Origin of the sequence: Tahibacter amnicola (assembly GCF_025398735.1) — a bacterium.
Taxonomy (GTDB): Bacteria; Pseudomonadota; Gammaproteobacteria; order Xanthomonadales; family Rhodanobacteraceae; genus Tahibacter; species Tahibacter amnicola.
Genome location: NZ_CP104694.1, coordinates 1,599,395 through 1,619,269 on the forward strand (window position 1 = coordinate 1,599,395; position 19,875 = coordinate 1,619,269).

The window sequence follows — 19,875 nt, forward strand, 5'->3', positions numbered from 1 at the left end:
GGAGGAGACCGATGCTCGCTACTGCATTGCTGTCTGTGATGTTCGCCGCGGCGTCGCCGACGCCTGCAGTGCTGGCGCCGGTGCCGCTGTTCCGTCGCTTCGGTGCCGGCGACGGGCTGCCGTCGTCGACGGTCTACAAACTGGCGCAGGATCGCGACGGCTTTCTGTGGATCGGTACCCAGGATGGGCTGGCCCGCTACGACGGAATGGCCTTCCGCATCTGGCGGCATGAGCCGGGCGCCGCGTCGTCGTTGCCAAAAAATGAAGTTTCCGCGGTGTTCGTCGACCGCGAGAATCGGGTGTGGGTGGGCGGCGAGGGTGCCGGTGCAAACCGGCTGGACACATCGCGCCGCACGTTCCATCACTTTCCTTACGTGCCGGGCGATGCCTCGTCCCTGTCAGCGCCCGATGTCTGGGCCTTTGCCCAGGACGCCGCCGGCGCCATCTGGATCGGCACCTATTCGGGCGGCCTCAATCGTCTGCGCGCCGACGAGCGCCACTTCGACCACTTCCAGCACAAGGCGGACGATCCGGGCACCATCGCCTCGGACGTGGTGCTGAGCCTCCTGGGCGACACGCGCGGCGGCCTGTGGATCGGTACCAGCGCCGGCCTGGACCGGCGCGATGCGGCGGGAACGATCTCACACATCGCATTGCCGGTCGACGCGACGAGCCGCGGCGATGTACAGGTACTTTCGCTCCTGGCTGATGGCGACGGCGTCATTGCCAGCACGTCGGCGGGGCTGTTCCGCGTGGATGGTGCCGGGCAGGCGGCCAGGATCGACGCGGGTGCGACGGCGCGCACGGTGTACGCGGTGACACGGGATCCGCGCGGCGACCTGTGGCTTGCCACCCGTCACGGGGTGACGCGACGCGAGCCGGACGGACGCGAAACGGCGTGGGGCGCGCGTCCGCTGATGCCGGGTGGACTTCCCGGCGAGTTGCTGTTTGATGCATTGACCGATCACCAGGGCGGCCTGTGGCTGGCCGCGCTCGACGGCGGTATTGCCTACCTGCCGCCGGCGTGGCGCCGCTTCACGCAGATCCGCGAGATTCCCGGCGATGCGGCGAGCCTGTCGCCGGGCCGTGTCCAGGGGATTGGTCGTGGCCGCGACGGCAGGGTCTGGTCAGTCACGCTCAACGGTGCGGTGGACCGCATCGATCTGGCGCGCGGCCAGGTGGAGCGCTGGGGGCCGCGGATCGGCGGCACCGAATTGCGTCGGCGCGCTGTCCTGGAGGACCGCGACGGTCGCTTGTGGCTCGGCCAGCACCGCGGCGTGCGCGTTTTCGATCCGGCCACGGGCACGGCGATGGATTTGCCCGCCGCGGCCAGCGGGACCGCAGCAGGCGTACCGGCGGGTCCGGTGGATCTGCTGGCGGAAACGGACGACGCCGTGTGGCTGAGTGCGCGGGGCGTCGGCGTGGCCCGGGTGGACCGGGCCACGCTCTCCGTACAGCGCTATACACCCGGCGATACCGGCAGTCCGCGCGATACGGATGTGGAACAGCTCCATGCAGGCGCCGACGGCAGCCTCTGGGTTGCGCACGCCCAGGGACTGGACCGGTGGGATCCGGCGCAGCGGCGCTTCGCTGCAGTGGACGGAATGGCGGTGGATCGCATCCATGCCTTCGCCGTCGATGAGGGCGGGCGGGTGTGGGTTCATCGCTTTGGCCGCATCGAGCGCTACGAAAGGAATAGCAAACAGTACGCGGCGACGTGGGCGCTCGATACGGGCGACGGCTGGCCCGCGCTGGAGGTTGGGGCGATGGCGCGCGATCGGCAGGGCGCGCTGTGGCTGACCTCGCCGCGCGGCCTGTACCGGGTGGATCCGGCGAGCCGCCGCTTTCGGCATTTCGACGTGGCCAGTGGCCTGCTCTCGCCGGAATTCGTCGATCGCAGCCTGCTGCTGCGCGATGATGGCGTCCTGGTTGCAGCGACGCTAGCTGGCGTGGTGGCGCGCGACACGCAGGTCGCCGATCCCGTATTGCGGGCCAGCCCGCTGCATCTGGCGGGCGTGACCGTGCGGCGCGGCGATCAGGTGCAATCGCTTGATCCAACGCAGGCGGTGCACCTGCGCTGGAACGACCGCGACCTGCGTGTCGAGGCGCGTTCACTGGCGTATGCCGCGCCCGCGCGCTACCAGTTCCAGCTGGAAGGCGCCGAACCGGAATGGACCTTGCCCGACGCCCGCGGCGTGCGCGAACTGGCGCACCTGGATCCCGGTGAATTCCGGCTGGGCGTCCGCGCCATCGATGAAGAGGGCGGCATCACGCAACTGGCGGCCCCGTTGGTCATAAAAGTGGACGCGGCGCCCTGGGAGCGGCCGTGGGCTTATGCCCTGTATGCGCTGCTGTTGTCAGGCCTGGCATTTGCGGCGGCGCGTTCGTGGCGGCGACGCGTGGCGCACGAGCAGGACCTGATGCTGGCCTCGCAGCGGCGCGCGCTGGCCGAGCAGGCGAGCGCATCCAAGTCGGAATTCCTGGCGCACATGGGGCATGAGATCCGCACGCCGATGACGGGGCTGCTGGGCATGACCGAATTGCTCGAGCGCACGGTCCTGGACGAGCGCCAGCGCGCTTACGCCGAGGGTATCCGCGCCTCCGGTGAACACATGTTGCGCCTGGTCAATGACGCGTTGGACCTGGCGCGGATCGAAGCCGGCCGGCTGGCGCTCGAGCAGGTGCGTTTCGATCCCTTGCGGATGCTCGACGACGTCGCGGCCATCGGACGCGCGCTGGCGGCGCGCAAGGGGATCGGCTTTGTCGTCGACCGTTCCGGGGAGATTCCCGGCCCCGTGCTGGGGGATCCAGGTCGCGTGCGGCAAATACTTTTGAACATCGTCAACAACGCCATCAAGTTCACCGATGCCGGTGAAGTGACTCTGTCGTTGTGCCGCGAGAACGACGCCGGCCTCTGCTTTCGCGTGCGCGACACTGGCCCGGGCATCTCCGACGAACTGCGCGAGCGCCTGTTCGGCCGTTACGAGCAGGATGCGGTTGGGCGCCGCGCCGGCGGCAGCGGACTGGGACTGGCCATTTCGCGCGACCTGGCGGAACTCATGGGGGGCCGGATCACCGTCAGCAGTACGCTGGGCCACGGCAGCGTATTCTCGATCCACCTGCCGTTGCCGGCGGCGCCGGAGGGCCTGTCCGGTGACGAGCCGGCAACGCAGCAATGCGACAGTGCGCTGTCCCTGCCGGCCCGTGCGCTCGACATCCTCCTGGTGGAAGACGACGCCACCATTGCCCGGGTGGTGACGGAGCTGCTGGAAACGTTGGGCCACCGCGTGCGCCATGCGGGCAACGGTCTGGCCGCACTGGCGGAGATGCAGGTGCGGCGTCCGGACGTGGCGCTGATTGACCTGGATCTTCCGGGCCTGGATGGCTTGCAGGTGTCGCGCCTGATCCGCGCCCGCGAAACCGGCGAGAGGCCGACGCGGCTGATCGCGTTGACGGCACGCAGCGATGCCATGGCGGAACAACAGGCGCTGGCAGCGGGTATGGATGGCTTCCAGCGCAAGCCGGTCACGCTCCAGTCCCTGGCGGATGCACTGGTGAGTCCATCACCGGCGCTGCTTGATGAGTAGCGCCGGCGGGGCCTTGCTCAGCCGGCGGCGTAGCGCGGTGACAGGGAGTGAACCGCTTCGACCAGGGCTGCGACGTGATCGGGCGGCACGTCCGGCGTGATGCCGTGGCCGAGGTTGAACACGTGGCCGGGGCCGGCACCGTAACTGGCCAGCGTGCGCGCGACTTCTTCGCGGATGGCTTCGGGACGCGCGTGCAGGATCGTCGGGTCGAGATTGCCCTGCAGGGCGACGCGCTGGCCCACGCGGGCCCGCGCGTCACCCAGGCGGATGGTCCAGTCCACGCCCAGGGCGTCGCAGCCGCTGGCGGCCATCGACTCCAGGTGGCCGTTGGCGCCCTTGGAGAATAGGATCAGCGGCACCTCGCGCGTGGCCGGGTCGGACTTCAGCGCGGTGACGATCTGAGTCAGGTAGCGCAACGAAAACGCCTCGAAGGCGTCCGGTGACAGCAAGCCGCCCCAGGTGTCAAACACCATCAGCGCCTGCGCGCCGGCGGCCACCTGGGCCGCCAGATAGCTGGCGACCGAGCGCGCGATCGTATCGAGCAACCGGTGCATCAGGGCCGGTTCGTTCCAGAGCATGGCCTTGGGGCGCGCGAAACTGGACGAGCCTTCGCCTTCCACCATGTAGCAGGCCAAGGTCCAGGGGCTGCCGGAAAAGCCGATCAGCGGTACGCGTCCGTCGAGCTCGCGGCGGATCGTGCGGACGGCGTCCATGACATAGCGCAGTTCACCTTCCGGATCGGGGACGCCCAATTTCTCGATATCGGCGGCGGTGCGGACCGGGTGACGGAACTTCGGGCCCTCCCCGTCGGCGAAATGCAGGCCCAGGCCCATCGCGTCGGGAATGGTCAGGATGTCGGAAAACAGGATCGCCGCATCGAGCGGGAAGCGCGCCAGCGGCTGGAGTGTGACTTCGCAGGCCAGTTCGGGATTCGTGCACAGGTTCATGAAGCTGCCGGCCTTGGCACGCGTGGCCCGGTATTCGGGCAGGTAGCGCCCGGCCTGGCGCATCAGCCATACGGGTGTGGCATCCACGGGCTGGCGCTTGAGTGCGCGCAGCAGTCGGTCGTTTTGCATCGTCGGTTCCATCGTTCCAGATTTCGGGAGGGGCTGCGACGCACACCGCCGCGGCGCGGTGCGCCGGCGGACGGTAGCTGCATGCGTTGCGTGTCAGCGGTTGCGGATTTCCTGCTTGAGCGGCGCGATACGCCGTGGCCATCCGGTGCGCTGGGCGCCCAGGGAGATAGCCTGTTGGCGCGCCGACCGGGCCGCTTCCAGGGAGGTGAAATCGCCCCAGGCGGCCACGAACCAGTCGTTGCCGTCGCGCTGCAGGCGCAACAGGTATACGGCACCGTCGGGCAAGGCCAGCGCACCGGCGTCCCGTTCGACGGCGGTGCGATCGCTGCCGCTGCTCACTTCCAGGACGTAGTGCGAATCGGCCAGGCGCGCGAATTCCGAGTGGCCACGGAGCAAGGCCGCCACGGCGGCCGGCCGCGGGGCATCGACCACAGCGCCGGCTTCGGCCGGTGATGGCGTTTCACGGTCTGAGGCAGTGGCGCGCGCAGGGGCGGCGTCCTTTGTCGACGCCGTTGTGGCGGCGGGTGCCGCTTCGGGCACCGGCGCTTCCGCAGCAGCGGTCACTGGGCGCGTGCTGGTGTCCGACGATGCGGGCGCAGGCATCGACACTGTCGCGGGCGTCGAAGCTGTCGCAGGCGTCGAAGCTGTCGCAGGCGTCGAAGCTGTCGCAGGCGTCGAAGCTGTCGCAGGCGCCGAAGCTGTCGCAGGCGCCGAAGCTGTCGCAGGCGCCGAAGCTGTCGCAGGCGCCGAAGCTGTCGCAGGCGCCGAAGCTGTCGCAGGCGCCGAAGCTGTCGCAGGCGCCGAAGCTGTCGCAGGCGCCGAAGCTGTCGCAGGCGCCGAAGCTGTCGCAGGCGCCGAAGCTGTCGCAGGCGCCAAAGCTGTCGCAGGCGCCGAAGCTGTCGCAGGCGCCGAAGCTGTCGCAGGCGCCGAAGCTGTCGCAGGCGTCGAAGCTGTCGCAGGCGCCGAAGCTGTCGCAGGCGCCAAAGCTGTCGCAGGCGCCGAAGCTGTCGCAGGCGTCGAAGCTGTCGCAGGCGTCGCGGGTGCCGTGCTGGCGGCACTGCGGGCTTCCGGGGAGAGCAGGTAGCTCGGTACGGAACGGCGGCTGCGCGGGGTAGCGGGTGGCGCTGGTGGTGGTGTAGCGAGGCTGACGGGCGGCGTCTCGGATCGGGTGGTGACCGGCGCATCGGCGGAGCCATCGCGGGCCAGAGCGGTTGTCGCCTCGTCGCCGGCCCGGCTGGTTCGCAGCGTGGGCTCCTCTTTCCGCGCGCCGGCCTCAGGTGGCTTGGCATCGGTGCCGCAGTCCCAGCCTTCGCCGCTGGCGGCCGGTACGCAGACGTGCTTCTTGCCGGGCTCGAAGATCTGTTCGTCCTGTCCGGCGGCGGGGCCCGCGGCGATTGCCAGGATCAGCAGCAGGGCCCTTGCCCGGCCCGGGCCGCCCAGGTGGCTAGCGAACATGCGGTGCCTCCAGTCCCTGACTGAATACCACTTTGAATCCGCGCTTGACCTGGGCGTCGCGCGCCTGCGCGAAAGCGGTCAGGGCGTCGTCGCGTTCGAGGTAGACCTCGCGCTTGCTGCTGGCTCGGCCGCCCTGCTGGCCCCATTCGCGGTAGAGCATCCAACCGCCGAGCAGATCCTGCTGAAGGACGATCTCGTAGTACCGCGGCGACTCGTTCGACACCGGCTGGGTTTGCATGTAGATGCGCATGGCCCGATTTTAGCCACAAGTGCCGCGTCCGCGTGCCGGGCCGCGGTCAGCCTGGTGCCATGGCCTCGGCAGACAGCACGGCCCGGATCATCGCTTCCGGGACATCCGGAACGATGTCCGCGTGGCCGATGCCGCGCCACAGGATCAGGCGCAGGCGGCCGCTGAGGTTCTTCTTGTCCAGGCGCATGAGGGACAGCAGGTCGTCGGCGGACGTCCCCCCGGGCAGGTCGGTCGGCAGTTCGAGCGCGCGCAGCAGGTGCTCAAGCCGTTCGGCATCGGCGGCGGGGGCGCGTTCCAGGTCGGCCGACAGGCGTGCAGCCAGCACCATGCCGATGGCGACCGCCTCGCCGTGCAGCAGGCTGCCGTAGCCGGACACGGTTTCCAGCGCGTGGCCGAAGGTGTGGCCGAAATTGAGCAGCGCCCTCTCGCCATCTTCCCGTTCGTCGCGGGCCACCACGCCAGCCTTGTGCAGGCAGCTGCGCGCAATGGCTTCGGCGACGACCCCGGTTTCCCGGGCAAGGAGAGCGGTGGCGTTGGCTTCCAGCCAGGTGAAAAAGTCCGGGTCGCCGATCGCGCCGTACTTCACCACCTCGGCCAGTCCCGAACGGTATTCGCGTGGCGGCAGCGTATCTAATGTCTGCGTATCGATGAGCACGGCGCGCGGTTGGTGGAATGCACCGACGAGGTTCTTGCCGGCCGGCAGATTGACTCCGGTCTTGCCGCCGACGGATGAGTCGACCTGGGCCAGCAAGGTGGTCGGAATCTGCAGGAAATCGATACCGCGCATCCAGCAGGCGGCGGCAAAGCCGGCCAGGTCGCCGATCACCCCGCCGCCGAGCGCAATCACGCAGGCGTCTCGATTGGCCTTGAGGCGGGCCAGGGCGTCCAGTACGACGCCGCAGTTTTCCAGCGTCTTGAATGACTCGCCATCCGGGAGGATCACGCTGGCATGCAGACGCTCGCCCAGCGCCCGGGTAACCCGGGACAGATACAGTGGTGCGATGGTTTCATTGGTGACCACCAGCACGTGGCGGCCGCGCAGCGCTGTGGTCCATCGTGGGGCATCATCGAGCAGACCAGGGCCGATCCAGATGGGGTAGCTGCGTTCGCCGAGTGCGACGTCCAGCGTATGCAATGCGTGCATCAGGCGGCCACCGTCGTGGAGCGGTGCCACTGGCGTTCCAGCTGGCTGGCCAGCTCCAGCGCGACCTGCGGGACGCGGTCGCAGGAGGAGTGCATGATCATGTCCGAGACTTCCTGGTAAAGCGGGTTTCGCACCTGGGCCATCTGCTCCAGGCGTTCGCGCCGGTCGGGTGCCGCCAGCAGCGGACGCTTCTTGTCGCGTGCCAGGCGCGACAGCTGCTGTTCCACGCTGGTTTCCAGCCACACCACGAAGCCGCGGGTGGCGAGCAACTGCCGGTTGGCCGGGTCGAGTACCGCACCGCCGCCGGTGGCAAGGACGATGCCCTGCCGCCCGGTCATCGCAGCGAGGCAGTCGTGTTCGCGGCGGCGGAATCCGGGCTCGCCTTCCAGTTCAAAGATCAGCGGGATAGTCGCGCCGGTTTCTTCTTCGATGATCTGGTCCAGGTCATGGAAGGGCAGGTGCAGATGCTCGGCCACGCGCCGTCCGATGGTGGTCTTGCCGGCACCCATGGGGCCGACCAGGAAAAGATTGGGTGCGGGATTCATGCGGAGATGCTAGCACGCGCTATTGCGGCGGCTTTTGTGCCAAGTCGCCATATCCGGCCGACGCCGGCGGGGGCGGCCGGAATGGCGCTAAGCTATGCCCCTGCCCTCAGCCGGTCGCGCCATGTACCGATTTCTGCTGATCTTCGTCCTGTCGCTGTTGGTCTTCTTCACGCTCGATGTGCTGGTGCCGGTGGAGAAGGCGGTCATCGATCCGTTCAACGCCGTACTGGCGTGGATTTCCGCCCATGTCATCAGCCTTTTCGGTGGCGATGCGGTTTCCTATGGAAAGCAGATCCTGTCGGCCGGCACGGGCCTGGCGGTGAGCATCGAGCGTGTCTGCAACGGCATCGAGGCGGTGCTGGTGCTGGTGTCGGCCATGATTGCCTTCCCGACATCCTGGAAGCACAAGGTGATCGGTATTCTGATCGGAACGGTGGCGATCCAGTCGCTCAACGTGGTCCGCATCATCAGCCTTTACTACCTGCACCAGTGGGATAAGACCTGGTTTGAATGGTTCCACCTGTATATCTGGCAGGCGCTGATCGTGCTCGATGCCCTGGTGGTGTTCCTGGTGTGGCTGCGCTACCTGCCGCGCCCGGCACCGCCCTCGCCGCCGCGTGAATTGCAGGCGGCCGTGTGACCGGGCCCGGCGCTGTACTGATTGCCGGTTGTGGGGATGTCGGCGGCCGCCTGGGCGCCGTGCTCGCCGCTTCCGGCGTGCCGGTCTATGGCTTGCGTCGCAGCGAAACACCGTTGCCGGAAGGGGTGCGTCCGCTGCGCGCGGACCTTGCCGACCCGGCCACCCTCGCCGGCTTACCCCGCGACATCCGCCGCGTGGTCTTCCTGCCGACGCCGGGTGCCCGCGACGAGGCGGCGTACCGACGAACCTTCGGGGAAGGACTGCGCAATCTGGTGAGCCACCTGGACGGGGCGGGTGGCGTGGACCGGCTGGTCTTCGTGTCCTCGAGTGCGGTGTACGGTGAACACGGCGGGGCCTGGGTCGATGAAACCGCGGTCTGTCTGCCGCTGGCATTCAACGGTGCCGTATTGCTGGAGTCGGAACGGTGGCTGTTGCGGAACCTGCCGCAGGCGGTCGTCGCGCGCTGTTCAGGGATCTACGGGCCGGGGCGTACGCGCCTGGTTGACCAGGTCGCCAACGGTACTGCCACGCTGCCTGCCGGAGAAGCGGAATTTACCAATCGAATACATGTGGACGATGTCGCCGGCGCCCTGGCGCACCTGCTGACTGTGGCGTCCGTGCAGCCCTGCTACAACCTCAGTGACCACGCGCCGGCCACGCTGGCGGAGGTGTATGGGTTCATCGCCGACCAGCTGCACCTGCCACCGCTGCGCGTCGGGACGACAGCGCCCGATCGGGCCGTGGGCAACAAGCGGTTGTCCAACCGCCGCCTGTGCGACTCGGGCTATGTGTTCCGGCATCCCGACTATCGCAGCGGCTACGGTGCGCTGGTATCGGCGATGCGGCGCTAGGCGCCGGCCTGGCTGGTCGCGCGAGGTATTGCCCGGATACGGGACGGGATCTCGCCGTGGGCGTAGGCGAGGATTAGCAGACGGGAAATTGCGGCACTGCGGATGGCCGATTCCGGCGCGATCGCGTCGACTTCGGCGGCAGGGGAGATGGTGCGTTGCGGCAGTCCGGGCGCCGCGGGACCCGTCGCACGAGTTCTGCTTGCTGTTACACTGCGCCCGGATGCCCTGAACCGGGCTACAACGGACGGCGCGTCGTATGGGCGTAGACTTCGTGGAATAAGGGGACGAGGATGAGCCAGGCGCTTATGCAGGGAAGAGTCGCATGAGCAAACACGAGGTAGTCATCGGCTTTCTCGAGGACGATGCCGACCAGGCGGACTTGGTTTCGCTATGGCTCGAACGCGCAGGCTATACGCCCCGTGTATTCCGTAGCGCCAACGAATTCCGTCGTCGCCTGGGCAATGAGGCCGTCGACCTGCTCCTGCTGGACTGGATGCTGCCCGACGCAACCGGTCTTGATGTGCTCGCCTGGATCCGTTCCTCGGCCAACGCCGAGCTTCCCGTCATCTTCCTGACGGCCCGCTCCCTCGACGAAGACGTCGTGAAGGGACTGGAGAGCGGTGGCGACGACTACGTCATCAAGCCGCCCAAGCAGGCCGAGCTGCTGGCACGCGTCGCCGCGGTCCTGCGCCGACGGGGTGTCGACACGGAAGGCAGCGCCGAGCTGGCACTGCCGCCCTACCATGTGGACCTGCAGCGACGCCGCGTCGCCATCGGCGGCCGCGAAATCGAGCTGACCCAGCGCGAATTCGATCTGGCCACTTATCTGTTCCGGCGCCAGGGGCGCATCGTCAGCCGCGATGCCCTGCTTGAGAACGTGTGGAACATGAGCGCCCAGGTGTCAACGCGGACGGTCGATACCCACGTCAGCCGCTTGCGCAAGAAACTGGAACTCGGCGGCGAGCATGGCTGGCGCCTGACGGCCGTCTACCAGCACGGCTACCGGCTGGAACAGGCCTGACGGTCAGCGTGTGCGCCATCGTCGCTGCGTCGACGGGGCCGCCGGTACTTTCCAAAGGATAGCGCGGACGCCGGCAGCTGCCGTGTGCGTACGAAGGCCCATCGTCATGACGGTGGACGTACGGCCCGTGCTAGGATTTTTCCCCCTCCCAGCCTTCCCAAGACATCGCGATGGTCCTGCTCGACGACGTACTCGCGGAGTTCCGCACCCTGATGGCCGAAGCCGAGCGCAGCGGCGACCCGGAGCCGACGGCGATGAACCTGGCCAGCGTGGATGGCGATGGTCGCATCCATTCGCGCATCGTGCTGCTCAAGGGCGCGGGGACCGACGGATTCCGCTTCTTTACCAACTACCAGAGCGCGAAGGGCACCGAACTGGTCGCGCATCCGCAGGTTGCCTTGTGCCTGCACTGGAAGTCGGTGCGCGAAGGTATTCAGGTGCGGATCGAAGGCGCGGCGCAGAAGTTGCCGGCGGCGGATTCGGACGCCTATTTCGCCACGCGTCCCCGTGGCAGCCAGGTCGGCGCCTGGGCGTCGCTGCAGTCGCAAACCCTGCCGGACCGCGCGGAATTCGAAGCCCGCATTGCACAGTACGAACGGCAGTTTGAAGGCGGCGAAGTGCCGCGCCCGCCACACTGGGGCGGTTATCGGGTAGTACCGGAGATGATCGAGATCTGGTACGGCGCACGTTTCCGCCTGCACGAGCGGCATCGCTACGAACGCGGCGAGGGTGGCTGGACCAGGCGGTTGCTCTATCCGTGAGCACCGCCGGCGGCCTCAAACTCGCGCAATCGGGGATGACGGTGCATACCCGCGGGCGCGGCCTGGTCGACATCACCGCGCAGCTGCGCGATGCGCTGGACAGGTCGGGCCTGCAGGCCGGGCTCGCGACGGTCTTCGTCCAGCACACCAGCTGCTCGCTGATCATCGGTGAGAACGCCGATCCCACCGTCCAGTCCGACCTGGAACGCTTTTTCGCGCGCCTGGTCGTGGATGGCGATCCCCTGTTCGAACACGACGCGGAAGGGCCTGATGACATGCCGGCGCATATCCGTTCCGTACTGACCGGCTGCAGCCTCGGTGTGCCGTTCCACGGCGGCCGGTACAGCCTCGGTACGTGGCAGGGCGTCTACCTGTGGGAACACCGGGCCGAGCCGCACCGCCGGCATGTCAACGTGACCCTGATCGGTCACTGATCGTTTATCGAGGACGCCTGCCGTGTATCCCAGCCGCATCGTGTGTCTGACGGAAGAGCCGACGGAGGTGCTGTATGCGATCGGCGAGGAAGATCGCATCGTGGGCATCAGCGGTTTTACCGTGCGCCCGGCCCGGGCGCGCAAGGAGAAGCCGAAGGTGTCGGCTTTTACCAGTGCGCGCATCAGCGAGATCCTGGCGCTCGAGCCGGATCTGGTCATCGGGTTTTCCGATATCCAGGCAGACATCGCTCGCGACCTGATCAAGGCCGGCGTCGAGGTGTGGATCAGCAATCACCGGTCGGTCGAGGGCATCCTTGGCTACATCCGTCGCCTCGGTGCGATGGTGGGGGCCGCTGACGCGGCGGAAGACCTGGCCTGTCGCGCCGAAGCGCATCTGGATCAGATCCGGGATGCCGCGTCGCGCCTGCCGTTTCGTCCAAAAGTGTATTTCGAGGAGTGGGACGACCCGCTCATCACGGGGATCCGCTGGGTGGGCGAACTGGTCCGTATCGCCGGCGGCGACGATGTTTTTCCCGAGCTGACGGAAAAATCCCTCGCGCGAGACCGCATCCTGGCCGACGCTGGCGAAGTGGTGCGCCGGGCACCGGACCTGATCCTCGGATCCTGGTGCGGAAAGCGCTTCCGTCCCGAGCGCGTGGCAGCGCGTCCGGGCTGGGATGCCATCCCCGCCGTGCAGCGCGGCGAGCTGTTCGAGATCAAGTCGCCGCTGATTCTTCAGCCGGGGCCGGCCGCGTTGTTTGACGGCCTGGACGCCTTGCACGCGCGCATCGCCGCCTGCGCGCACCGCGACCACTGACCCATCCCGGGCTCGTCCAGCGCCGCTACGTTGTTGGCAGCGAGTGGCGCGCTTTGTGCGCCTGTGTACGAATTCCAGAACGCTGCTGCCGGCGCCCGGTCGTCGCAAATGGTTGAGTTCGCTTATAAAACAACCGTTTGAATTGAGCGTTTCATCGGTGTACATTGCGGCGCGTCGCGTACGGCTCGCGTGCGCGGCATTCCATCCACCGTTCGTCATGCTGGGAAACTCGGCCTGGGGTCGTGTTCGGCAGAACGTCGTGGCCGCCGGAATGGCGGCCCGTCGCGAGGTATTGCCTCGTGGCAGGAGCAGGATTTCGAGGATCGAACCGCAGCGCGCGCTGTGCCGTGGCTTCCCTGAGGAGAGGGAAGTATGAAACGCTCCGTTTTCGGGCGTCTGTTCGGTGTTCTACTGTGTTTCCTGGTCGCGTTCCCTGTCGCGGCCCAGTCCGGCTATACGCAAACCCGCCACCCCATCGTGCTCGTGCACGGCATGCTCGGCTTCGACAGCCTGCTGGGCGTCTACGAATACTGGTACGGCATTACGCCGGAGTTGCGCGCTGGTGGGGCGACCGTCTACGTCGCCAGCGTTTCCGGGGTGAATTCGACCGAGGCGCGCGGCGAGCAGTTGATCGACGAACTCGATCACTTGCGTGCGCTGCATGGCCACGCCAAGTTCAACCTGATCGGTCACAGCCACGGTGGGCCTACCATCCGTTACGTGGCGTCGGTGCGGCCCGACCTGGTGGTTTCCGTCACGACCATGGGCGCGCCGAACAAGGGCAGCAAGGTGGCCGACGGTATCGAGGCAACCCTGCCGCCGAATTCGCCCTTGCGTCCCATCGTCGCCGGCTTCATGGACGCGCTCGGCGGTTTCCTCGGCTGGCTCTCGGGCAACGACGACCCGCAGGATGCGCTTGCGGCGCTGGCCTCGCTCAACACGCCGGGCATCACGGCTTTCAACAGCCTGCATGGCCAGGGGCTGCCGTCCTCCAGCTGCGGCAAGGGCGCCCTGGTCGCCGGTGGCATCCGCTACTACTCGTTCAGTGGCACGTCGGTGCTGACCAACCTCTTCGATGCGTCTGACGCCTTCTTTGGTGCCTCCAGCCTGTTCTTCGGCTTTGAAGCCAATGACGGACTGGTTTCGCGCTGCTCCAGCCACCTGGGCGATGTGATCCGGGACGACTACGCGTGGAACCACCTGGATGAGGTCAACCAGATGCTCGGACTGCGTGGCCTGTTCAGTTCCAATCCGGTCAGCGTGTATCGCTCGCACGCCAACCGTCTGAAGAACGCCGGCCTGTGAGTCGGCGGCGAGGCATCCTGGTTGCGCTGGCCATACTGGGCGTGGCGTGGTTGCTGCCGCCGGAAGGATCGCACCGCGTCGCTCTCCGGAGCGACGCGGTTGCCGATCCGCCGCCGCGGGAAGGGGCAGTGCGTCCGCGTGAAGCCGCCCGGATTCCCAGGCCCGCTGAGCCAACGGAAGCAGACGGCATCGTGGCCGATTCGATGCGCGGAACCCAGGTCGATGGCGTGGTGACGCTCGACGCGGCCGGCCGGCTCGTCATTGACCGTGGCCTTCGGCGGCTCTTCGACTATTTCCTGGCGCGTACCGGTGAACGGACGCCCGCGCAGATCCGCGGTGACCTGGTTGCCTGGCTGCAGCAGCAACCGGGTTTGAGCAGCAGCGTTCGCGCCGCCGTGGCGGCACTGTTCGACCGCTATGTCGGCATGCAGCAGGCGGGACTGGCCTTGCCGTCCACCGGCGATGAAGCGGCGAACCTGGCAGCGGTCAAAGCCCTTCGCCGCGCCTGGTTTGACGAACCCACCGTTCGCGCCTGGTTCGGCGAGGAAGAGGCCTACGCCGACGCCACCCTGCTACGTCTGGCGCAGCGACGCCATGGTGTTGCCGGTGACGAACGCACGTTCGCCGGGTGGGATGAAGCGGAGCGCGCCGCGACGGATTTTCACCTGGCGGTTTCGCAAAGCCAGATGCTGAAGTCCCGGAACGTCGATCCCGAGCAGCGTCACAAGGAACGGACCGAGCTGTGGGGGGCGGTGGCAGCCGACCGGCTGGCGGTGCTGGATCGGCAGCAGCTGGCGTGGCAGTCGCGCCTGGCGGCCTACGCGACGGCGCGTGACCATCTGCTGGCGCGTCATGATCTTGCCGACGCGCAGCGGCAGGTCCAGCTGGACAGCCTGCTGGCGAGGTCATTCAGTGAACCGGAACAGCGGCGGGTGCGGTCGCTGGCGGCGGCCGGGATGCTGCCATCGGGCGCGGGCCACGATCGGTAGTTCGTCGCAGGGCGGCACGGCCGCCCTGCCATCGGATTCAGAGGGCGACGTCGGCACCCATCTGCGCGATCAGGCGCGTCATGCGTCCGGCGGCCAGCGCCTGTGGATTGGCCGCGTTGCCCTGCAGTGCGCGCTTCATCACGCCCTGGGCAATGGCAGCGAGACGGAAGAAGTGAAAAGCCAGGTGAAAGCGCCAGCGATTGCCGGGATCATGTCCGGTGGCGCGGGCAAATGCGCTGACCAGGGCCTCTTCCTCGGCAATCCCCAGCTCGCTGCGCGAAAGCCCGGCGAGGCCGGGCAATACGCCGTTGCGCGGAAGGCGCAACGCCATGCAGAAATAGCCCAGGTCCGCCAGCGGGTGTCCGAGTGTCGACAGCTCCCAGTCGACAACGGCCAGCAGCTCGCCCTGCGGGCTCCACAGCAGGTTGTCGAAGCGGAAATCGCCGTGCACCAGTACCGCGCGCGTCGCGTCATCGGGCGCGGCGGTGGGAAGCCACTGGATCAGCGCATCCATGGCCGCAATGGATTCCGTTTCGCTCGCCCGGTACTGCTCGGTCCATCGCGTGATCTGTCGCGCGAAATAGTTGCCGGGCCTGCCGTAGTCCGAAAGACCGCACGCATCCACATCCAGGTTTGCCAGTGCCACCAGGGTCTGCAACGCCTGCGCGTACATACCGTGGCGGACAGTCACGTCGGCATCGGGTACGGCGGGATCCCAGCAGGCCTCGCCCGGCACGTGGGACATCACGTAGAACGCGCTGCCGATGACGGTTTCGTCGTCGCAATAGGCCAGCGGTGTTGCGACCGGAACCGGGCTGCCGACGAGGGCGCCCATGACACGGAACTCGCGATCGATCGCGTGCGCTGACGCCAGCAGGCGGCCGCCTGGCTTGCTTCGCAGAACGTAGCGCCGTTCGCCGGCTTCGAGCAGCCAGGTAGGGTTGGACTGTCCGCCGGCAAGGCGACGCGCCCGATCGATCGCCGGCAGCGTCGGCAGGGCGTGGGCCATCCACGCACGCAGCGCTGGCAGGGGTAGTGATTCGGGCGCGCTCATGCGGGCACCCGTCCGCCGCGCTTGAACAGGGAGCGTGCCAGGGCGGCCACGTGCACCTCGTCCGGACCATCGGCCAGGCGCAGGGCCCGGGCCGCCGCATAGGCATGGGCGAGGAAGGTGTCGTCGGAAAGGCCCGCTGCGCCGTGGACCTGGATCGCACGATCGATCACCTCGCAGGCCATGCGTGGGGCGACGATCTTGATCATGCCGATGGCGTCGCGCGCCGCCTTGTTGCCGAGGCGGTCGAGTGTCTCCGCGGCGGAAAGGGTCAGCAGGCGCGCCTGCTCGATCGCGCAGTGCGACTCGGCCACGGCCTGGGCGACGACGCCCTGGGCGGCCAGCGGCTTGCCAAAGGCGATGCGCGTCTGGGCGCGATCCACCAGCGTTTCCAGTGCGCGCTGGGCAAGGCCGATCAGGCGCATGCAGTGGTGGATGCGGCCGGGACCGAGCCGCCCCTGTGCGATCTCGAAACCGCGGCCTTCGCCGAGAATCAGGTTTGCGGCGGGCACGCGGACGTTGTCGAACAGTACTTCGGCGTGGCCGTGCGGCGCGTCGTCGTAGCCGAAGACCGTCAGGGGGCGCACCAGGGTGACACCCGGCGTGTCGCGTGGCACGAGGATCATGCTGTGCCGCTCGTGCGGTGCCGCCTGCGGCTGCGTCACGCCCATCACGATGAAGAAGGCGCAGCGCGGATCCATCGCCCCGGTGGTCCACCACTTGCGGCCATCCACGCGGTAGTCGTCACCGTCGCGAACGATTCGCGTGGCGATATTGGTGGCGTCGCTCGAGGCCACCGCCGGTTCGGTCATCGCAAAGGCGGAGCGGATACGGCCATCCAGCAGCGGTTCCAGCCAGCGCGCCTGCTGTTCCGCGCTCCCGTACTGCATCAGCACTTCCATGTTGCCGGTGTCGGGCGCGTTGCAGTTGAACACCTCGGGTGCGAGCGGGCTGCGACCCATGCATTCGGCCAGTGGCGCGTAATCCCGGTTGTTCAGGCCGGCGCCATGATCGGGGCCCGGCAGGAAGAGGTTCCACAGCCCATCCGCGCGTGCTTCGGACTTGAGCGATTCAATGACATCGGGGATCGTCCAGCGGCGGGCAGGATCGGCGACGTGCGCGAAATACGCGCCTTCCGCCGGTTGGATGCGGTCACGGACGAAACGCCGGACGCGCTCAAGCAGGTCCTGCGCGTGGGTGGTGCTGGCCAGCGAAAGGGTCATCAGACAAAGCTCCGCAGTTGCGCGAGATCGGAAGGGGCGAAGTGGGGCAGGTCGTTCCAGCGGCGCAGGGTCCACCTGCCGTGCTCGTGCCACAGTTCGACAATGCCAGAATTGGATAATTGCAGGTTCAACTCGACGGTGCGTGGCTCGTCCAGGTCCAGCAGCGCCTGGGCGCAACGGGCGATGGCGCCGCCGGAGCTGACGACCAGTGCCGTGCCGTCGCCGGCCGCGGTACCTGCACGACGCGCGGCGCGTGCGGCACGCTCGCGGAACTGATCCAGGCTTTCGGGCATCACGTCGGCGAGATGTCCGTCGTTCCAGGCGACGAACGCGCGACCGAGCAGCAACTTCAGCCGCGTGCGGTCGGAAGGGGGTGATCGAGGGATTCCAGGTCCGGATCATCCGGCGCGAAGGCGCGGTAGCCGCGCAGCAGGCACTCGTGGTCGAACTCGTTCCAGTCCGCGTCCACCATCATCGCCGGCAGTACGCGCTGCGCGGCGGCCGCAGCCGCGTAGAGCGCTTCCAGCGTCTGCACGTGCCTGCGCTGGTTGCCCGCGTGAATGCTGGTGTAGCGCCACGGTTGCGCGGCCAGCCAGCTGCCAAGCAGGTTTGCCTGGCGATGCCCGTGGTCCGAGAGACGATCGTAGTCATCCGTGCCGAAACTGGCCTGGGCATGCCGCACCAGCAAAAGGTGCGTCATCATCGTGACGGGACGCTGCGCTGGCCCGGCGGACGAGGGCCGGGCCGGCGCGTCAGTCGGCGAAGTTCTGGGTGAAGGTCAGGGTGTGGCGCTTGCTGCTGTCGGCCGGCGCCACGTCGATGGAGAACCGCAGCGTATCGGTGCCGCTGACCGGAAATTCGCCCAGGTAGTAGATCGCACCGTCTTCCTTGATCTCGCGCATCACCAGCACGGTGCGCTGCCCGACGAGGTTGGTGGCGGTGCCGGTGACAGTGGCGGCAACCGGCTCGATTTCGCCGGCGCCTTTTTCCCGCTGCACGGTGATATTCACCAGGCCCTGGCGCCGCGAACGCTGGAATTTGTACGCCGCCGCGACTTCCGCCGCGAGCTGGTCGGCGGTGAACGCGTTGTAGTGCACCACATAGCCATCGAACCGCTGGAGTTGCTCGGCGCGGCTGGTCGCCGGCAGGGCAGCCAGTCCGAGGCCGGCAAGCGCGAACGCCATCAATGCGGATTTCATGCAGCAGCTCCGGAGTGTGAGGGAGGACGACGCCATGATGCTGTTACAGCCGGGCAAACAGGACGACATAGGGGCCGAACAGTTTCGTCAGCAGCAGCATGGCCACGCGAATGGCGAAGCCGGCGTACATGGGGGAAAGATTGAAGCCCACGTTGTGCGGAGGCAGCCGGTCGAAGGGCTTGAGCAGGGGGTCGGTGATGGCATAGAGCACTTCGACGGCGGGGTTGCTGTAGTCCACCGTGAAGAAACTCATGATCGCGCGGATCACGATCGCCCAGAACGCGAAGCCGAGCAGGTAGTACAACAGGCCGCCCAGGCTCAGTGGAATCAACAGCAGGTTCGGCAGTGTGCCGAGCAGCAGCAGGATGACGCAGACCTCGACCAGGATGATGAGCCAGCCGAGGACGACCGCGGCAATGCTCAGTTTCCGGTAGGGCGGAAGGATCTGCGACAGGGGGCCGACCAGCGGGTTTGTCACCTTGTATACGAGCTGGCAGAGCGGATTGCTGAACCGGGCGCGGCTCAGGGGCAGGATGATGCGCAGCCCGGCCACGAAAAGGGCGATGCCGAAGACCAGCTGCACCGCCATGATGGCGACTTCCACGAAGAATGACATGGTCTAGGCTCCCGATGCGGCCGACAGTTCGCGTCCACGCAGCGTCGCGGCGTCGACGGCGGTGGCGACCAGTTCGCGCAGTCCGCCACGTGCAAAGGCGTCCAGTGCAGCCTGGGTCGTCCCGCCGGGCGAGGTGACCCGCTCGCGCAACCGGGACGGTGTCTCGCCATCCTCGCGCAGCATGCGGCCGGCACCCAGGGCCGTCTGCGTTGCCAGCGCGCGGGCCGCGTCGCGCGGCAGCCCCTGGGCCACCGCGGCCTCCTCGAGCGCTTCGACCAGCAGGAAGAAATAAGCGGGGCCGGATCCGGACAGTGCCGTCACCACATCCATCTGGTTTTCGTTGTCGATCCAGACGGTCAGTCCGGTGGCGCCCAGGATAGTGGTGGCAATCGCGCGCTGTTCGGCACTGGTTTCGGCGTTGGCGCACAGGCCGGTAGCGCCGGCGCCGATCAGGGCCGGCGTGTTGGGCATCGAACGGACGACGGCAGCGCCGCCGCCGGCCCATCCGGAGAGTTGATCGATGCGGATGCCCGCTGCGATCGAAAGGAGCAGCGGGCGGTTCTTCTGCACAATGCCGCAAAGCCCCTCGCAGACCGGGCGCATCACCTGTGGCTTGACCGCCAGCACGATCACCTCGGCCTGGGCACAGGCGGCGACGTTGTCGGCAAAGGTGGCGACGCCGAAATCGGCCGCCAGTGCCTGGCGCAAGGCGTCATTGGGCTCGGCAACGGTGATGGTGTCGGTGGGCGCGCCCGTGCGTACCAGGCCGCCGATCAGGCTGCGTGCCATGTTGCCGCCGCCGACAAAGGCGACGCGCGGCGAATTCGATGAACCCATAGGGCCTCCCTGCGTAACGGAACCCGCAGGGTAGCCCGCGGCGCCCGAATGCGAAACCCGGGCGCGGCGAAAAG

22 protein-coding genes are annotated in these 19,875 nt (G+C 67.7%); 10 read left to right on the forward strand and 12 right to left on the reverse strand.

Translation table 11 applies throughout. The annotated features are described in order from the left end of the window. The first annotated feature begins 11 nt into the window (after positions 1-11). Positions 12-3,587 carry a hybrid sensor histidine kinase/response regulator gene (locus N4264_RS06680; protein WP_261696285.1) on the forward strand — a complete coding sequence of 1,192 codons (3,576 nt, stop codon included), beginning with the start codon at positions 12-14 and terminating at the stop codon, positions 3,585-3,587. A 17-nt stretch (positions 3,588-3,604) separates the two neighbouring features. Here N4264_RS06680 and hemE read toward each other — a convergent pair whose 3' ends face one another. Both hemE and N4264_RS06690 read right to left on the reverse strand, forming a co-directional pair. Next, entirely contained in the window at positions 3,605-4,663 is a 1,059-nt protein-coding gene (gene hemE, locus N4264_RS06685; protein ID WP_425508313.1) for a uroporphyrinogen decarboxylase, read from the reverse strand. Between the two features lie 93 nt (positions 4,664-4,756). Continuing rightward, a complete protein-coding gene (locus tag N4264_RS06690) occupies positions 4,757-5,227 on the reverse strand; it encodes a hypothetical protein (RefSeq protein ID WP_261696287.1) in 471 nt (156 codons plus the stop codon). Between the two features lie 23 nt (positions 5,228-5,250). Here N4264_RS06690 and N4264_RS06695 point away from each other — a divergent pair, with 23 nt between their 5' ends. Further along, positions 5,251-5,778 carry a hypothetical protein gene (locus N4264_RS06695; RefSeq protein ID WP_261696288.1) on the forward strand — a complete coding sequence of 176 codons (528 nt, stop codon included), beginning with the start codon at positions 5,251-5,253 and terminating at the stop codon, positions 5,776-5,778. A gap of 329 nt (positions 5,779-6,107) precedes the next feature. Here the strand turns inward: N4264_RS06695 and N4264_RS06700 are convergent, their stop codons facing one another. Genes N4264_RS06700 through aroK form a run of 3 tightly spaced genes read right to left on the reverse strand, consistent with a single transcriptional unit; the run spans position 6,108 to position 8,057 of the window. Next, positions 6,108-6,368, reverse strand: coding sequence for a WGR domain-containing protein (locus tag N4264_RS06700; protein ID WP_261696289.1), 261 nt, complete (start codon positions 6,366-6,368; stop codon positions 6,108-6,110). Between the two features lie 46 nt (positions 6,369-6,414). Beyond that, on the reverse strand, positions 6,415-7,512 hold the full coding sequence (gene aroB, locus N4264_RS06705) for a 3-dehydroquinate synthase (protein ID WP_261697583.1): 1,098 nt from the start codon (positions 7,510-7,512) through the stop codon (positions 6,415-6,417). Next, positions 7,512-8,057, reverse strand: a complete 546-nt coding sequence (gene aroK / locus N4264_RS06710) for a shikimate kinase AroK (RefSeq protein WP_261696290.1) — start codon at positions 8,055-8,057, stop codon at positions 7,512-7,514. Before aroK ends, aroB begins: the two co-directional genes overlap by 1 nt. Positions 8,058-8,178: 121 nt before the next feature. Between aroK and xrtH the strand changes: the two genes are divergently transcribed. The 8 genes from xrtH (at position 8,179) to N4264_RS06750 (ending at position 14,875) form a co-directional block, all read left to right on the forward strand. Beyond that, complete coding sequence (gene xrtH, locus N4264_RS06715) at positions 8,179-8,697, forward strand: exosortase H (protein ID WP_261696291.1); 519 nt, start codon at positions 8,179-8,181, stop codon at positions 8,695-8,697. Continuing rightward, on the forward strand, positions 8,694-9,548 hold the full coding sequence (locus N4264_RS06720; RefSeq protein WP_261696292.1) for an SDR family oxidoreductase: 855 nt from the start codon (positions 8,694-8,696) through the stop codon (positions 9,546-9,548). The genes xrtH and N4264_RS06720 overlap by 4 nt, the downstream gene beginning before the upstream one ends. Positions 9,549-9,870: 322 nt before the next feature. After that, a complete protein-coding gene (locus N4264_RS06725; protein WP_261696293.1) occupies positions 9,871-10,569 on the forward strand; it encodes a response regulator transcription factor in 699 nt (232 codons plus the stop codon). A gap of 170 nt (positions 10,570-10,739) precedes the next feature. Then, positions 10,740-11,330 (forward strand): pyridoxamine 5'-phosphate oxidase, encoded by a 591-nt coding sequence (pdxH, locus tag N4264_RS06730; protein ID WP_261696294.1) that lies wholly within the window; start codon positions 10,740-10,742, stop codon positions 11,328-11,330. A 35-nt stretch (positions 11,331-11,365) separates the two neighbouring features. Next, positions 11,366-11,764, forward strand: a complete 399-nt coding sequence (locus N4264_RS06735; protein WP_261697584.1) for a secondary thiamine-phosphate synthase enzyme YjbQ — start codon at positions 11,366-11,368, stop codon at positions 11,762-11,764. A gap of 22 nt (positions 11,765-11,786) precedes the next feature. Next, positions 11,787-12,581 (forward strand): cobalamin-binding protein, encoded by a 795-nt coding sequence (locus N4264_RS06740; protein ID WP_261696295.1) that lies wholly within the window; start codon positions 11,787-11,789, stop codon positions 12,579-12,581. A gap of 372 nt (positions 12,582-12,953) precedes the next feature. Next, complete coding sequence (locus N4264_RS06745; RefSeq protein WP_261696296.1) at positions 12,954-13,886, forward strand: esterase/lipase family protein; 933 nt, start codon at positions 12,954-12,956, stop codon at positions 13,884-13,886. Then, the gene (locus tag N4264_RS06750; protein WP_261696297.1) at positions 13,883-14,875 is read left to right on the forward strand and encodes a lipase secretion chaperone; all 993 of its coding nucleotides are present in this window, start codon (positions 13,883-13,885) and stop codon (positions 14,873-14,875) included. The genes N4264_RS06745 and N4264_RS06750 overlap by 4 nt, the downstream gene beginning before the upstream one ends. A 37-nt stretch (positions 14,876-14,912) precedes the next feature. Here the strand turns inward: N4264_RS06750 and N4264_RS06755 are convergent, their stop codons facing one another. The 7 genes from N4264_RS06755 to proC are packed head-to-tail and all read right to left on the reverse strand — an operon-like array spanning position 14,913 to position 19,801. Then, complete coding sequence (locus N4264_RS06755) at positions 14,913-15,929, reverse strand: phosphotransferase family protein (protein ID WP_261696298.1); 1,017 nt, start codon at positions 15,927-15,929, stop codon at positions 14,913-14,915. Beyond that, complete coding sequence (locus N4264_RS06760; protein WP_261696299.1) at positions 15,926-17,149, reverse strand: acyl-CoA dehydrogenase family protein; 1,224 nt, start codon at positions 17,147-17,149, stop codon at positions 15,926-15,928. The genes N4264_RS06755 and N4264_RS06760 overlap by 4 nt, the downstream gene beginning before the upstream one ends. Further along, entirely contained in the window at positions 17,149-17,496 is a 348-nt protein-coding gene (locus N4264_RS06765) for a histidine phosphatase family protein (RefSeq protein ID WP_261696300.1), read from the reverse strand. Before N4264_RS06765 ends, N4264_RS06760 begins: the two co-directional genes overlap by 1 nt. A gap of 2 nt (positions 17,497-17,498) precedes the next feature. Then, positions 17,499-17,852 carry a histidine phosphatase family protein gene (locus N4264_RS06770; protein ID WP_261696301.1) on the reverse strand — a complete coding sequence of 118 codons (354 nt, stop codon included), beginning with the start codon at positions 17,850-17,852 and terminating at the stop codon, positions 17,499-17,501. 49 nt (positions 17,853-17,901) lie between these two features. Continuing rightward, on the reverse strand, positions 17,902-18,348 hold the full coding sequence (locus tag N4264_RS06775) for a DUF4426 domain-containing protein (RefSeq protein ID WP_261696302.1): 447 nt from the start codon (positions 18,346-18,348) through the stop codon (positions 17,902-17,904). 43 nt (positions 18,349-18,391) lie between these two features. Further along, positions 18,392-18,964 (reverse strand): YggT family protein, encoded by a 573-nt coding sequence (locus N4264_RS06780; RefSeq protein ID WP_261696303.1) that lies wholly within the window; start codon positions 18,962-18,964, stop codon positions 18,392-18,394. Positions 18,965-18,967: 3 nt separating this feature from the next. Then, positions 18,968-19,801: a pyrroline-5-carboxylate reductase gene (proC, locus tag N4264_RS06785; protein WP_261696304.1), complete on the reverse strand. Its 834-nt coding sequence runs from the start codon at positions 19,799-19,801 to the stop codon at positions 18,968-18,970. Positions 19,802-19,875: the final 74 nt, after the last annotated feature.

What these genes read in the sequence shown, in the direction of transcription:
- N4264_RS06680 (WP_261696285.1), top strand. Translation starts at nt 12, where the DNA reads ATGCTCGCTACTGCATTGCTGTCTGTGATGTTCGCCGCGGCGTCGCCG.
- hemE (WP_425508313.1), bottom strand. Translation starts at nt 4,663, where the DNA reads ATGCAAAACGACCGACTGCTGCGCGCACTCAAGCGCCAGCCCGTGGAT.
- N4264_RS06695 (WP_261696288.1), top strand. Translation starts at nt 5,251, where the DNA reads ATGCGGGCGCAGGCATCGACACTGTCGCGGGCGTCGAAGCTGTCGCAG.
- N4264_RS06700 (WP_261696289.1), bottom strand. Translation starts at nt 6,368, where the DNA reads ATGCGCATCTACATGCAAACCCAGCCGGTGTCGAACGAGTCGCCGCGG.
- aroB (WP_261697583.1), bottom strand. Translation starts at nt 7,512, where the DNA reads ATGCACGCATTGCATACGCTGGACGTCGCACTCGGCGAACGCAGCTAC.
- aroK (WP_261696290.1), bottom strand. Translation starts at nt 8,057, where the DNA reads ATGAATCCCGCACCCAATCTTTTCCTGGTCGGCCCCATGGGTGCCGGC.
- xrtH (WP_261696291.1), top strand. Translation starts at nt 8,179, where the DNA reads ATGTACCGATTTCTGCTGATCTTCGTCCTGTCGCTGTTGGTCTTCTTC.
- N4264_RS06725 (WP_261696293.1), top strand. Translation starts at nt 9,871, where the DNA reads ATGAGCAAACACGAGGTAGTCATCGGCTTTCTCGAGGACGATGCCGAC.
- pdxH (WP_261696294.1), top strand. Translation starts at nt 10,740, where the DNA reads ATGGTCCTGCTCGACGACGTACTCGCGGAGTTCCGCACCCTGATGGCC.
- N4264_RS06735 (WP_261697584.1), top strand. Translation starts at nt 11,366, where the DNA reads ATGACGGTGCATACCCGCGGGCGCGGCCTGGTCGACATCACCGCGCAG.
- N4264_RS06745 (WP_261696296.1), top strand. Translation starts at nt 12,954, where the DNA reads ATGAAACGCTCCGTTTTCGGGCGTCTGTTCGGTGTTCTACTGTGTTTC.
- N4264_RS06755 (WP_261696298.1), bottom strand. Translation starts at nt 15,929, where the DNA reads ATGAGCGCGCCCGAATCACTACCCCTGCCAGCGCTGCGTGCGTGGATG.
- N4264_RS06760 (WP_261696299.1), bottom strand. Translation starts at nt 17,149, where the DNA reads ATGACCCTTTCGCTGGCCAGCACCACCCACGCGCAGGACCTGCTTGAG.
- N4264_RS06770 (WP_261696301.1), bottom strand. Translation starts at nt 17,852, where the DNA reads ATGATGACGCACCTTTTGCTGGTGCGGCATGCCCAGGCCAGTTTCGGC.
- N4264_RS06775 (WP_261696302.1), bottom strand. Translation starts at nt 18,348, where the DNA reads ATGAAATCCGCATTGATGGCGTTCGCGCTTGCCGGCCTCGGACTGGCT.
- N4264_RS06780 (WP_261696303.1), bottom strand. Translation starts at nt 18,964, where the DNA reads ATGTCATTCTTCGTGGAAGTCGCCATCATGGCGGTGCAGCTGGTCTTC.
- proC (WP_261696304.1), bottom strand. Translation starts at nt 19,801, where the DNA reads ATGGGTTCATCGAATTCGCCGCGCGTCGCCTTTGTCGGCGGCGGCAAC.